11 protein-coding genes and 1 tRNA gene are annotated in these 12,707 nt (G+C 67.0%); 3 read left to right on the forward strand and 9 right to left on the reverse strand.

Annotated elements, in window-relative coordinates; all coding sequences use genetic code 11:
* Window positions 1-2: 2 nt before the first annotated feature.
* The 6 genes from ACYVDN_RS14000 to ACYVDN_RS14025 all read right to left on the reverse strand — a co-directional run bounded on the left by ACYVDN_RS14000 (window position 3) and on the right by ACYVDN_RS14025 (window position 7,188).
* Window positions 3-926, reverse strand: coding sequence for a carbohydrate ABC transporter permease (locus ACYVDN_RS14000; protein ID WP_460572689.1), 924 nt, complete (start codon window positions 924-926; stop codon window positions 3-5).
* Window positions 923-1,951 (reverse strand): carbohydrate ABC transporter permease, encoded by a 1,029-nt coding sequence (locus ACYVDN_RS14005; RefSeq protein ID WP_460572691.1) that lies wholly within the window; start codon window positions 1,949-1,951, stop codon window positions 923-925. Before ACYVDN_RS14005 ends, ACYVDN_RS14000 begins: the two co-directional genes overlap by 4 nt.
* Before the next feature lie 58 nt (window positions 1,952-2,009).
* Window positions 2,010-3,365 carry an ABC transporter substrate-binding protein gene (locus ACYVDN_RS14010; protein WP_460572693.1) on the reverse strand — a complete coding sequence of 452 codons (1,356 nt, stop codon included), beginning with the start codon at window positions 3,363-3,365 and terminating at the stop codon, window positions 2,010-2,012.
* 80 nt (window positions 3,366-3,445) lie between these two features.
* A complete protein-coding gene (locus ACYVDN_RS14015; RefSeq protein ID WP_460572695.1) occupies window positions 3,446-4,765 on the reverse strand; it encodes an enolase-like domain-containing protein in 1,320 nt (439 codons plus the stop codon).
* Window positions 4,762-5,721: an NAD-dependent epimerase/dehydratase family protein gene (locus ACYVDN_RS14020; RefSeq protein WP_460572697.1), complete on the reverse strand. Its 960-nt coding sequence runs from the start codon at window positions 5,719-5,721 to the stop codon at window positions 4,762-4,764. The genes ACYVDN_RS14015 and ACYVDN_RS14020 overlap by 4 nt, the downstream gene beginning before the upstream one ends.
* Before the next feature lie 477 nt (window positions 5,722-6,198).
* Window positions 6,199-7,188 (reverse strand): LacI family DNA-binding transcriptional regulator, encoded by a 990-nt coding sequence (locus tag ACYVDN_RS14025; protein ID WP_460573526.1) that lies wholly within the window; start codon window positions 7,186-7,188, stop codon window positions 6,199-6,201.
* 339 nt (window positions 7,189-7,527) lie between these two features.
* On the opposite strand from ACYVDN_RS14025, the gene ACYVDN_RS14030 reads away from it, so the two are divergent.
* A tRNA-Ser gene (locus ACYVDN_RS14030) sits at window positions 7,528-7,612 on the forward strand.
* A 183-nt stretch (window positions 7,613-7,795) separates the two neighbouring features.
* Here ACYVDN_RS14030 and ACYVDN_RS14035 read toward each other — a convergent pair.
* Window positions 7,796-8,179: a hypothetical protein gene (locus ACYVDN_RS14035; RefSeq protein WP_460572699.1), complete on the reverse strand. Its 384-nt coding sequence runs from the start codon at window positions 8,177-8,179 to the stop codon at window positions 7,796-7,798.
* Window positions 8,180-8,330: 151 nt separating this feature from the next.
* Between ACYVDN_RS14035 and ACYVDN_RS14040 the strand changes: the two genes are divergently transcribed.
* Complete coding sequence (locus ACYVDN_RS14040) at window positions 8,331-9,164, forward strand: oxidoreductase (RefSeq protein ID WP_460572700.1); 834 nt, start codon at window positions 8,331-8,333, stop codon at window positions 9,162-9,164.
* Between the two features lie 464 nt (window positions 9,165-9,628).
* Here the strand turns inward: ACYVDN_RS14040 and ACYVDN_RS14045 are convergent, their stop codons facing one another.
* Window positions 9,629-10,453 (reverse strand): hypothetical protein, encoded by an 825-nt coding sequence (locus ACYVDN_RS14045; RefSeq protein WP_460572702.1) that lies wholly within the window; start codon window positions 10,451-10,453, stop codon window positions 9,629-9,631.
* Between the two features lie 242 nt (window positions 10,454-10,695).
* On the opposite strand from ACYVDN_RS14045, the gene ACYVDN_RS14050 reads away from it, so the two are divergent.
* Entirely contained in the window at window positions 10,696-11,160 is a 465-nt protein-coding gene (locus ACYVDN_RS14050; protein WP_460572705.1) for a MarR family winged helix-turn-helix transcriptional regulator, read from the forward strand.
* 47 nt (window positions 11,161-11,207) lie between these two features.
* On the opposite strand, the gene ACYVDN_RS14055 is transcribed toward ACYVDN_RS14050, so the two are convergent.
* Window positions 11,208-12,662, reverse strand: coding sequence for an MFS transporter (locus ACYVDN_RS14055; RefSeq protein WP_460572707.1), 1,455 nt, complete (start codon window positions 12,660-12,662; stop codon window positions 11,208-11,210).
* Window positions 12,663-12,707: the final 45 nt, after the last annotated feature.

Below are 12,707 nucleotides of genomic sequence, written 5' to 3' on the forward strand. Positions count from 1 at the left end.
GGTCAGCCTTTCACGGCGCCGGAGTTGCCCGCGGCGCGCAGGATGTCGCGCTGGAACACCATGAAGAGCGCTACGGGTACGAGAACGGAGACGAACAGCACCGCCATGAACTGCGCGAGCGGCATGTTGTGCGAGAACGACGGCAGCACGACCGAGATCGGCTGCGTCGCGGGATCGGGCAGTGCCAGCAGCGGCCACAGGAAGTCCTTGTAGCTGGCGATCGCGGTGAGCAGCGCGACGACGCCGATCACAGGCCGTGACAGCGGCAGCACGAGCGAGAAGAAGATGCGGAACGGGCCTGCGCCGTCGATGCGTGCCGCCTCGAAGATCTCCGGCGGGATGCCCGAGAAGAAGCGCTGCACGAGCAGGATGTTGAACGCGCTCGCCGCTGCAGGCAGCCACACCGCGGGGTAGGTGCCGAGCAGGCCGAGGTCGTTCATCGTGAGGTACAGCGACACCAGCGAGACGACACCAGGGATGAACAGGGTGGCCAGCACCGCGACGAACACGACCCTGCTGTACTTGGGCTTCAGCACGGCGAGCCCGTACCCGCCGGTCGTGGCGACGACGATGCCGAGGATCGTGGTGCCGCCGACCGTCCACAGCGTGTTGAGGAAATACTGGCCGAAGTTGACCTTCGTCCACGCCTCGGCGAAGTTGCTCAGGTGCAGACCGCTCGGCCAGAGCGAGAACGGGTTCGCGAGGATCTCGTTCGAGGTCGATGTCGCCGCCTTGAACAACCAGAGGAGGGGTCCGACGCACACGATGGCGATCAGAACGAGCACGACGACGGTGGCGATCCAGATCGCCGCATGCACTCCTGGGCGCTTGCGGTCGAGCGCCGAGATGACGCTGCGCTCGCCGGGGTCGAACGCCTGACGGCGACGACGCTTCTGCGGCTGCTGAACCAGGATCGCGCGGGTCATGATGCACTCCATCGACGGGTGAATCGCAGGTAGACGAACGAGAGGATGCCGAGCCCGATCGCCAGCAGCACGCTGAGCGCGGTCGCCATGCCGTAGTTGCCCGCGACGAAGGCGTATTTGAAAATCAGCATCAGGATGGTGAGCGTGTGGTTCTCCGGCCCACCGCCCGTCATCACGTACGGCTCGGTGAACACCTGGAACGTGCCGATCAGCTGCAGCAGAAGCAGCACGAGGATGACCCCGCGCATCTGCGGCAGGGTGACATGCCAGATGCGACTCCAGATGCCCGCGCCATCCGCTTCGGCCGCGTCGTAGAGCTCGGTCTGCACGCCCATGATCGTGGCGAGGTAGACGATCGTGGCGGTGCCGAAGGATGCCCAGGTCGCCTGCAGCACGATCGCCGGCATCGCCATGCCTGCGCTGTTCAGCCAGGGCAGCGGTCCGACGCCGAACCAGCCGAGGATCGTGTTGAACACACCCTGTTGGCTCGGGTCGTAGAAGGTCTGCCAGAGCAGCACCGCAACGACCGGCGGCAGGATGACCGGCAGATACACGAACACCGCGGCGAGCTGCCGCGACCGGCGAAGCTCCCCGATCACGATGCCCAGCACGAGCGGCACGGGGAAGCCGATGACGACCGCCAGCACCGTGAACCACACCGTGTTGAGCACTGCTGTGGGCAGCAGCGGGTCGCTCAGCACGCGGCCGAAGTTGTCGAACCAGACCCACTGGGTGGAGATGAAGTTGGTCTGCTCCATGCTCAGCGGCAGGGAGCGCAGGATCGGCCACCAGCTGAACACGGCGAACACGATCAGGGTCGGCAGGAAGAAGACCAGGGTGGAGAGCCCACCCGATCTCACCCAGCGACGCACTCGGCCGGTGGTCCTGCCGGACGCGCCGCGGGCGCCGTTGCCCGTTCGGGACGTGCTGTCAGTTCGGGCGGTTGCCGCGGCATCCGCGGCCGATGGGGGCGCCGACCGCCGCAGCGTCGCGGGCGGGCGGCCTGGTGAGGTGATACGAGTCATCGCATGAAGCTCCTACGAAGAAAGGGCCCGCCCTCGACATCCGAAGGCGGGCCGGGCGTCAGCCTCCGGCGATCGCCGACTGCACCTGCGTCTGCGCGCTCTGCAGCGTCGAATCGATGTTCGTGCCCTTGTTGGTGAGCACCGCCTGCACGACGTTGTCGAGGATGTTGTAGACCTGCTGCGCCTGCGTCATCGGCTCCGGAACGAGAGGCAGCTTCGTCGTCGAGTCGAAGTAGGCCGTGTAGTTGTCGCGCGGCACGTTGATCTCGTCCTTGACCCACGTCAGGTACCGATCGTTCGTGGCGTTGTCGAAGAGCTGCAGGCCTGGAGCGCCGACGGCTCCGCCATCCGCCGCGGTGGCCTTCGCGGTCGTCACAGCGGTGTTCTTGTCGAAGTACTGGCGGTAGTAGGTCCAGTCCACGAACTTCAGGCCGGCCGTGATCTCGTCCTGTGAGGCCTTCGGGTTGAAGATCGCGATCGTGCCGCCGCCGAGCGTCCCGAGCCCGTCGGTCGCCTGGGGCAGCGGCGCGAGGCCGAAGTCATCCTTCTTCATCCCGTCGGTCGTGACGACGGTGTTGTAGGCATCAGACCCGTTGACGAGCATGCCGACGTTGCCCGCGGCCATCTGCTTGAAGCTGTCGTCTTGGTTGATCAAGAAGTTCGTGCCGAACGAGCCGTCCTGCCAGCGCATCTGCTGGTACATCTTGAGCGCGTTCTTCGTCGCGTCATTGTCGACGGTGGCCTTCTTGCCGTCCTTCGACTCCATGGTGTGACCGAACGCGTAGCTCATGGTCGTGAGCGACCAGCCACCGGTGTTGTTGGTGGTCATGCTCATGTAGCCCTGTTTGCCGGTCTTGTCGGTGATCGTCTTCGCGGCCGACTGCACCTCGTCCCAGGTGGTCGGCGGCTTGTCGGGATCGAGCCCTGCCTTCGTGAACAGCGCCCGGTTGTAGACCAGCGCCATCGTGTACGCGCCGACGGCGGCCCCGTAGGTCTTGCCGTTCGCCGTCGCGACCTTCTCCACCTCCGGGTTCACCTTCGAGGCCTGCGAGTCGGCCTTGTACTCGTTGGTGATATCGGCCACCTGTCCACGAGCGATCAGCGACTGGATGTCGGTGAACGGCACGAAGAACACGTCGGGCATCTTGCCTGACGCGACGAGCGCCTGGAAGGTCTGCGGGTCATAGGTGGTCGTCGACGACTTCACCGTCACGTTCGGGTTCGCCTTCTCGAACGACGCGACCTGCTGTTTGTAGATCTTCAGCTGTGCGGTCTGGTCGCTCGTCGGCTCATTGCCGACGGTGATCGTGACTTTGCCGCCGTCTCCGCTGCCCGAGCTGCAGCCGACCAGTGCAGCGCCGGCAAGGGCGAGAGCCGTGAGCGGCGCGATGGTGCGCCGTATCGCCTTTCTCATGTGGTGTCCTCACTTCGTTGTGTTGAGTGTGTTGATGGTGCGGGGATGATGCCGCCGGGCCCGACCCGACGGCATCGGGTTCAGGGGGCGATCAGCTCACCGTCGAGGCCCCTGACCTTGGCGGCCCAGGCGTCGTGTCCGGAGAGGCCGGCGGGGAATCGTGCCGCAGCGGCCTCATCGAGGTCGATGCCCCAGCCGGGCGCGTCGTTGGGGCGGAGCCAGCGGCTCTCGATGCGCAGGGTCCCGGGGAAGACGTCGTGCACGGCATCCGGATACACGTGGCCTTCCTGGATGCCGAACGCGGGGCTCGTGACGTCGAGCGTGACGTTCGCGGCGGCACCGATCGGCGAGGTGTCGCCTGGCCCGTGCCACGCGGTGCGCACGCCGACCAGCTCGGCGGCCGCTGCGATCTTGCGCGCGGGAGTTAGTCCACCGAGGTCGGAGACGTGCGAGCGGATGAAGTCGACGCCACCGCGCAGAACGAGGCGTGCGGCATCCGTGACGGAGGTCGTGAGCTCGCCGACCGCGAGGGGAACGGGGGAGTGCTCGCGCACCTCGGGCAGCCGGTCCCAATGCTCGGGCGGAAGCACGTCCTCGAGGAAGAACAGGCGGTAGGGCTCGAGCGAGCGCGCCAGCGTGACGGCCTGCTTCGGAGTGAGCCGGGAGTGCACGTCGTGCAGCAGCTCGATGTCGTCACCGAGGCGGTCGCGCGCGGCCTCGAACAAGCGGGGGACCGTGCTGAGGTACTCGTCCACGCTCCATCCGCCGGGGTATGGTGCCGTGGCATCCGTCACGTCGCTCGTGGAGGGGGCGCCGTAGTGGCCACGGCCGCGCTGCCCGACCTGGATGCGCACGTGGCGCTGGCCGCGCTCCCTGAGGTTCTCCGCCTGGTCGAGGGCGGCGTCGATGGTCGCTCCCTCTGCGTGCAGGTAGGTGTCGGCTGCGCCGCGCACCCGGCCGCCGAGCAGCTCGTAGACAGGGAGGCCCGCGCGCTTGCCCGCGATGTCCCAGAGCGCCTGGTCGAGGCCGGAGATGGCGTTGTTGCCGACCGGACCCTCACGCCAGTACGACGAGAAGCGTGCAAGCCGCACGAGGTCTTCGATGTCACCGGGGTGCCTGCCGACGACGAGCCGCGCGAGGTGGTCATCCACATAACTGACGACCGACCGCCAGCGCTGGGTGAAGGTGGCGCATCCGAGTCCGTACAGCCCGTCGTCGTTCGTGCTCACCTTGACGACGACGAGCGGGATGCCCTCCGGTGCCGTCGCGATCGCCCGCACCTCTGTGATGCGCAGCCCGTCGCGGGCCGGCCAGGGCTGCTCGAAGGCGGGGTCCGCGGCGGGGATGTCGGTGCCAGGGCTGTCGGCGGCGGGGATGTCCGCAGACGTTGTCGTGCTCATCGTGCGATCTCCTCGTGATCGAAGGCGGGAGCGGTCTCGGGGGTGGAAAGGACGTCGAGGGTGGGGGCGGGTGCGGCATCCAGGGTCTGCTTCGGCTCCCAGCCGAGCAGCTCGCGTGCCGCGGTGGTGTCGACGAGTCCCTCGCGGCCCACGAACCGGCGACGGCGCTCGACGCCGGGTGCATACCGGTCGAGGAGCTCCTCCGTCGGGGAGGGCAAGCGCGTGTCGGCTGCGGCCAGAAGTATCCGATGGGCTCCGTGCACGTCGGCGCTCAGGGCGAGCAGGATGGCGTCGATCGCGTCATCCAGCACCAGGTACGACCATCCTTCGCGGCCCAGCCGGCGGATCTCCGGCTCGTCACCCACCAGTTCGTCGCCGAGCCGCAACAGGGTCTCTAGGTCCTTCACCAGCGGAAAGCGCAGCGTGACGATGTCGGTGCCCCAGCGGCTGTTCGCCCAGCTCGCGGTCTGCTCGTCTGTCCACTTGCTGAGCGAGTACGCGTCATCGTGCGCGACGGGCGAGTGCTCGTCGAGGGGAAAGTAGGCGGGCATCACAGGATGACGGTTCATCGGCACCCCGAACGCGTTGATGGATCCAGCGACCACGACACGCCGTACGCCGGCCGCGCCGGCTCGGTCCAGCACGGTGAACGTCGCGGACGTGTTGCGGACGAACACCGCACGCGCCGGCGCCAGGTTGGGGTGCGCGATCGCGGCGAGATGCACGACCGCGTCGACACCGCGGAGTGCCTCGGTGACGGCATCCTCGTCGGCGGCATCGGCGGTGATCACGTAGTGCGCGGCACTCGGGGTCGTGAAGTCGAGACCGAGTGCCGTGACGCGCACTCCTGACGCCACCAGGCGATCGACGAGGGCCCTGCCGATCTTCCCGTCACCGCCGGTGACGAGCACGTGCCTCGGCGACGGCCGTTCGGCTGGGGCGCTTCCTTGTGCCAACTCTGATCTCCTGTGATCGAATCTGCGAAACTGCTTTCGCAGTTGCTCGTGACACACAATCACAGCCCGCCCGCGGGTGTCAAGGGTGCGCGAGACGCGCGGCGGCCGCCCCCGCGTGGCCCCCCGCCACCCCTCCCGCGTCGCCCCCCCCGCCTCCCGCGTTCGCCTCGCCCCCCGCGTCGCCTCGCCACCCGCGTCGTCCCACCGCCACCGCGTCGCCCCACCGCCACCCGCGTCGCCCCACCACCCCAACCACCCCCACCACCCAAGCCGTCGCCACTTCGCGCGGGTTCCGCACCCCCAAGGCCGCAACAAGTGGCGACGACTTCGCGGTGCGGCCCACGTCGCATGGGTGCCGCCGGCGCCGGACCCACAAGTGCTCGCCACTTCGCGCGGGTTCGGGCCCCACGAGGGGACAACAAGTGGCGACGACTTCGCGAAGGGGGCGCCCGACGGGCGCAACGAGTGGGGGTGTGACTACCGGCGGCTCGACGGGCCAAGCACGAGGGTCGGCGTCGAGAAGTGCTCGCCGGCGGCGTGCTCCGAGGTGGTCAGGCTCGCGGCTCCGAGCCGGCCCAACTCCATGAGCTCGAGGTCCACCGAGGTGAGCTGGCGCGAGCCGTCTTGGTCGACGACGGTGCCCTCCCAGTTGTCGACACCGATCAGTGCGATGTCGTCGGGAACGCGAATGCCCGCCGCCGCGCACGCCTCCATCGCGCCCAAGGCGATGTGGTCGTTGCCGCAGAACACGGCATCGAACTCGGAGCCGGACTGCAGCAACTCGGCCATGCCGGCAGCGCCACGCACCCGTGTCCAGTCGCCGTAGATCACCGGTCCGACGGGCTGAAGCCCCGCCGCCGTGAGGACGTCCATCATTCCGGCCCGCCTGCGTTCCGCCGCGATGCTTGCCTGTGGGCCCGTGATGTGGGCGATGCGGGAGTTCCCGGTGTCGATCAGATGTCGGGTGGCCATGCGGCCGGCCTCGCGGTTGTCGGGGAGGTACATCACGTCATCCGCATCGCTCGATGCCGTGAAGATATAGGTGACCGGCACGTCGAAGTAGTGCGTGAGCGACGGCGACGTGTGCTCGTGCCCGTCGCCGATCACGAGCAGGCCGTCGATGCGCCGCGCCCGCAGCTCGCGGATGCTGTCGGACATCGCCTTGCTCTCCTTGACGTCCCCGTCGTAGACCAGGGCCGCCTGGTTCTGATCGCCGAGTTGCAGGATGGCGCCGATCGCCACCGGCCGGGCGAAGGTGTTCTTCGCGCGGTGAGTGAGCACGCCGATGGTGCCGCTGCGACCCGAGGCGAACGAGCGCGCGAGCGCGTCCGGCCTGAAGTCGAGCCGATCGGCTGCGGCGCGAACGCGGTCGCGCGTCGCCTGAGAGATGCGGGTGCTCCCGTTCAGTGCCTTGGATGCCGTGGCGAGCGAAACCCCGGCGACGGCGGCGACGTCGCTCAAACGCACACTTCTTCCGCTCGGCACGAAAAGAGCATATCGCCGGTGAAACAGGGGTTGACGTTGCACCCGAACACGTCGCATGATCGGCGAAGTGCGAAACCGCTTAACCATCCGAACACCACCCTCGCAGCAGGGCGTCTAGGCGGGCTCATCACGGGATGACCGTGCGCCCGCCCCAGCACATCGACACGCCCATCCGTCCAATCCACCGAAATCGGGGAACGCGATGAAGCGCAGAACGTTCCCCACCGTCGGGGCCGCGACAGCAGGCGCCGCGATCATTCCGGCGGTGAGCGGCAACCCCCGGCGGCCCGTCGCCCGATGCTGCCGGTAGACTCGGCGGCTGGAGGGCTGTCCGAGCGGCCGATGGAGCTGGTCTTGAAAACCAGTGGGCAGAAATGTCTCGTGGGTTCGAATCCCACGCCCTCCGCTTAAGTCGGTCGCCCGCAATCCCTTGAAATCACTGGGATCGCCGGGGTCAGCCGTTCATGCGTGAGAGGCCGGAGGGCGTGTCGCGTGCGCCGGCGATCGAGAGGGGCGGCCGACGACGTACCCGCTCATGTCCATGCGACTCAGCCTGGACCTCGACGGAATGGTGCGGTCTGGACCGCACCTATCTGCCTGTTCGGAGGAGGGGTGGGCGTCCTTTGCCGCGCAGCTGGAAGACGATCGAGTAGACCCCGATTCCGGTGAAGAAGCCGCCGAGTACCAGGAGCATGAGAAACAAGGGGACGAACATGCTCAGTGTGCCGATGTACGCGAACAGGAAGAACAGCACGATCATCGCGATCAGAGGGAGCCGGCGGGGAAGGAGTACGGTGCACCCGCCGGCCACGAACGCCAATACCGCAAGCCATCCCTGGACCTTCATTGCGGCGGCGAGAGTCGACCCCTGGGCGATGGCAGCCAGCCCGCCGAACACGACCAGTCCGGCTACTGCGTAGACGACTGCGGTCATCATGTCTCGGCGCGCTTTGCGTTGCTTCGCTGTCGTCATCATCCTCGCCCACGGGTCTGCCTTTGCTTGAACACCCGTGGGCGCCGTGGCGGGTTCTAGGGTGAGGACGTGGCGTTCGCGATCTCCACCCGACGCCGAGCCGCGGCGATAAGCAGCCCGCGGGGTATCCGCTACCAGCCGGGAGCATGAGTTGACCGACAAGACCGCACTCGTCACAGGAGCGTCTTCGGGTATCGGTGAGGCGACCGCGCGAAAGCTGCAGAGCCTTGGGTATACCGTCTACGGTGCTGCGCGCCGGACTGAGCGTCTGAAGGAGTTGGCGTCGGGCGGCATCCGGGCTCTCGCCATGGATGTCACGGACGATGCCTCGATGCAGGCGGGCATGGACCAGATCGTCACCGACACCGGCCGGATCGACGTGCTCGTCAACAATGCCGGCTACGGCTCCTACGGTGCGCTCGAAGATGTCGACATCGACGAGGGGAGGCGACAGTTCGAGGTCAACGTCTTCGGCTCCATCCGGCTGGCGCAGCTCGCGTTGCCCCACATGCGTGCACAGCACTCGGGCACGATCGTGAACATCACCTCGATGGGCGGCATCATCTACACCCCTCTCGGCGGCTGGTATCACGGGACGAAGTTCGCCCTCGAAGCCCTCAGTGACTGTTTGCGCCTGGAGGTGGCTCCGTTCGGCATCGACGTCGTCGTGATCGAGCCGGGCGCGATCGCCACAGAGTGGGGCGATATCGCGGCCGACCATCTGGACCAGACCGTCGGCACCGGCGCATACAAGGAGCAGTCGGCCGCGGTGGCGAAGTTCCTACGCTCTGACGCCAACGCCAACCGCAACTCACCACCGTCGGTGATCGCCGACGCCATCGGCAAAGCGGTCACGGCTCGACGGCCGAAGACCCGCTATACCGCAGGCTATGGAGCCAAGCCCCTCATCGCCGCCCGCAGAGTACTCAGCGACCGCCAGTACGACGCACTCATCTCCCGCGCCGCCGGCCTACCCCGCAACTGAAGCCCGAAATCCGGCAGCCGTTGGCCGGCGCCGGCCTTATACAAGAGGCCGAATCGGCGCCAGCCAACGGCAGTCGACGACCCCGAATGTCGACCAATCCTCAACTTACGCTTCGCCTGAATCGCCTGCGGTTAGCTCAGAAGCCGTTCATGCAGCGATGAGGACCCGTTCATCACACGGATCCAGCCGGCCCATTCCGCCGCCGGCGCGTGTGTTCTCATCCCAGATGCTCATACCTGGGGTGTACGCGGGAAGCTGCCTCCTACCTCGCATCGCCCCAGCTTTGATGGCTAGTTGTAGGAGGCAAGGACGTTGTTGACGCGTAGCGGCGTTGCAATGGCTGGTGGTTGTCCGTCGTGCGCGCCGTGGGGTCGGCGCTTGCGTCCTTCTGGCGTGAGCAGGCTATTGCGCTGGGTCACGCCGTAGGGCGGGGAGACGGTGCCGACCTGGTGCCGTTGCGCGTCTTAGTGGGCATCGTTGGGGACCAAGACGATGCGCCGGTTCGTGCGAGTGTGATTCCAGGCGTTTTCGATCTCGGCGAGCGGCATGGCGTCGAAGTCGAGCGTGACCCGGCCTTCGTGCGCGTGCCCCAGCAGTGAGGCGAAGCCGTCTGCCGCTTGGTCGAGTGGGAATGGCGCGCCGGCACCACTCCCAAAAACGTGCAGCGGCGCTTGGCGCAATGCGATCGCCGGGATGCGCGCGTTCGATCCTGCCGCCATGCCGACCACGATGTAGCGAATCCGGTTCAGTGCCCCGCCTGTCTTCGCGACGGTCTCGATTGCGGCTTCGGCTGGTGCTCCCCACAGGAAGTCGGCCACGAGGTTGTATGGGCCGTGGGCGGCGAGAGCTGCCACGAGCTCGTCGTGCGGCTGATCGATTCGAACCGCCGCGTGAGCGCCTCTGGCGACGAGTTCGTCGAGCTTCTCTTGATTCCGTCCAGCAATGACGACCTCGGCACCTTGCAGGACAGCGAGCTGCGTCGCGATCTGCCCGGCGGCGCCCGTCGCGCCGAGGACCAGCACCCGGTCGCCGGCCTGTGCCTCGCCCTCCCAGACCACCGTCTTCCACGCCGCCATCCCGGGATTCAAGAGCGCTGCGGCAGTGGCATCATCCGCCTCGCTAGAGATCGGGAGCCACTGGCCGGTACGCACGAGAGTTTGCTCCGCCATGCCGCCGTAGGGCTGCGTCGGGAGCATGAAGCCGATCCGCGTGCCATCACCAAGGCGACCCACCCCGTCCAGGCCGGGAACGAACGGGAAGCTCGGCGGGGCGTAGTGCACGCCCGCCACCGCAAGACGGTCCGACGGCTTCAGCGCCGCCGCACCAACGGCCACGACCGTGGTGTCGGCTCCTGCGCCCGGCGCCGGGAACAACTCGTAACGCGGCGTCTCGCCAAGTCCGTGGACGACGGCTGCATACATGACGGGCTCGGGCACAGAGTCCTCCTCTTCCAGTTCCAGTGGTGCTCACAGAGAGATCCGTTCATTGTGAACGGATCTACGCTAGCAGAATCCGTGCATACTGAACGGGTATGGAGAGCGAACCCGACTACTACGACATCTGGATGTCCGTTCTGGGACGGACCGATCGCGAGAACGACTTCCGGGCCTTGCTACTCGAGTACGCCGGCGTCGAGCTCGACGCCGAGCTGGCGCGATCGCTCGTCCTCGTGAGCCTGCATGAGCCGATCGGAGTCCTCGCCCTCGCCGACCTCTTGGGGCAGAACCATCCCAAAACCAGCCGCATGCTCGCCCAGCTCGAAGCCCTGGGCCTGGTCGACCGATCGCGCGGAACCGACCAGCGCATCCGCACCGCCTCCACCGCCGCGGCCGGACGAACGCTCATCGAGCAGATCAACCAGGGCCGCCGTCGACTGCTCGCGGACGTCTTCCGCGACTGGACGAACGCTGACCAAGCCACATTCGCCCGCCTCTCGCAACGCTACGGCGACCGGATCGAAGAACTCATCTCAGCGCGCAAGAGCGCCGGAGCGTAGAACCCTCTGCGCCAGCCAAACAAGCGCGCTTCGTTCGCTGCATCGTGTCAACAACTCATGCCGCCCGCGACACCACTTCCCACGGGAATGTGCTCGACCGCGACTTCAAGGCCGATGATGCGATGCGCTATCTGACCACCTGGACAGCGAGAGTTCGCCGTCGAGTCGCACGCGATCCAGCGGAGGTCCGCGAGTCGACGCCGCGCCACGACCCAGACCAGCAACGCGAGCACGGTCAGCACAAACGAGCCGATCATGATGGCGTTCCACCCGCCGGCCCCCCACAGTGGGCCGGCGAGGAATGAGCCGAGGGCACCGCCGACGAAGTTGAACACGACCATGGCGGTGTTCAACCGGCTGCGCTCGGATGGCGACAGGGCGACCATGCGGGTCTGGCCGAGGACAAGGGTCCCCTGCACGGCGACGTCGAGGACGATCACGACCACGATGAGGCCGATGATCGATGTCTGGAACAGCCAGGCTCCGGCCAAGGACAGCAGCAATAACCCGAGCGCGATCCCGGTTGCCGGCACCGACCATCCGCGGTCATGCATCACTCCAGCGCGGCGGCTGACGATCGCGCCGGCCACGCCGACGAGACCCATAAGCCCGATCTGCGACGTCGAGTAGCCGAAGGGCTGCGCGGTGAGCAAGTACGTCAACGCAGTCCAGAACATTGTGAACACCGCGAAGTTCACACCCGTGATGAGCATCGTGACGGGCGCCGCCGGGTGGCGGACCACGGCGGTGAACACCGATCCGAGGAGTCGGAAGTACGGAACCGGCGCTCGGCGCGCGAGCTTCGGGATCATCACGGCCAGGACCAGAGCGAGGACGAGCGCGAGGACCGCGAAGATGACGTAGATGGATCGCCAGCCCCAGAGATCAGCGACGGTACCGCTGACGGTCCGGGAGAGCAAGATGCCGATGAGTACGCCAGACGCGACGGTGCCGACCGTACGGCCACGCCTCTCCGGTGCCGCGAGCTCGGCCGCCAGTGGATTGAGAATCTGGGCCGCGACCGCCGTCAGCCCGACCGCGCCAAGCGCAGCCAGTAGCAAGCCGTAGCTTGGCGCGATGGCCGCACCGAGCAGGGCCGCGGCAGAGAGAATGAGAATCACGGGGATCAGGCGGCGACGGTTCACAACGTCTCCGAGGGGCACAATGAGGAAGATGCCCACCGCATAGCCGATCTGTGTGATCGTCACCAGGATCGCGCCGCTGGCCGAGGCAACTCCGAACGCCGCGGTGATTGTCTCAATGAGCGGCTGGGCGAGGTACAGGGTTCCTACCGCCGCGCCAGCGGCGATCGCGAACAGCAACGTGCGCAGCGGTGTCATCAGACCCGCAGACTCGGGCACCGGAGCATTCAAATCCTGTGCACTCACCGCACCATCACCCTTCACCGACATCCAACATCCCTCACACTGTGTGCCGCCAGCCAAGGCGGGCAGCGCTGCGATTGAAGCTATCGACGTAACAAGATCGCAGGAAGGAACCACCTAACGGGGTCCGCCAGTACCCCTCCGGAGAGGATCGGACTGGTC

Source organism: Humibacter soli, from assembly GCF_054779035.1.